Source organism: Roseococcus sp. SYP-B2431, assembly GCF_004336745.1.
Lineage (GTDB): Bacteria > Pseudomonadota > Alphaproteobacteria > Acetobacterales > Acetobacteraceae > Roseococcus.
Map to the genome: position 1 here is coordinate 1 of NZ_SJXD01000024.1, position 526 is coordinate 526.

Here is a 526-nt window from a genome sequence, read left to right on the forward strand (position 1 = left end):
ACGATGCGGTCCGGCCGCATGAAGTCGCCGATCGCGGCGCCCTCGCGCAGGAATTCCGGGTTGGAGGCGACGGTGATGTCCAGGTCCGGCCGCGCCGCCAGGACGCGCTTCTTCACCTCGCGCCCCGTGCCCACCGGAACGGTCGACTTGGTCACGAGAACCAGCGGCCCCCGCGCCGCCCGCGCCACCTGCTCGGCCGCGGCGAAGACATAGGTGAGGTCCGCATGGCCGTCGCCGCGCCGCGTCGGCGTGCCGACCGCAAGAAAGACCGCCTCCGCACCCGCCACCGCCTCCTCGAGGTCCGTCGTGAAGGCGAGCCGGCCTTCCTTGGCGTTGTCCGCCACGAGGTGGTCCAGACGCGGCTCGTAGATGGGGATCCGCCCCGCCTTCAAAGCCTCGATCTTGCTGGAATCCGTGTCCACCAGCGCCACGTCGACGCCAAACTCGGCAAAGCAAGCACCAGAGACGAGGCCGACATAGCCGGCCCCGATCACCGCGATTTTCATAAGGGAACCCCCGAGGACCG

Annotated in this window: 1 protein-coding gene; it reads right to left on the minus strand. The window is 69.6% G+C overall.

The window, feature by feature from the left end; genetic code table 11:
* Window positions 1-506, minus strand: a 506-nt coding sequence (locus EJV46_RS11285; protein ID WP_131548765.1) for a 3-hydroxyacyl-CoA dehydrogenase NAD-binding domain-containing protein, incomplete at its 3' end; no start/stop codon positions are given.
* Window positions 507-526 lie beyond the last annotated feature (20 nt).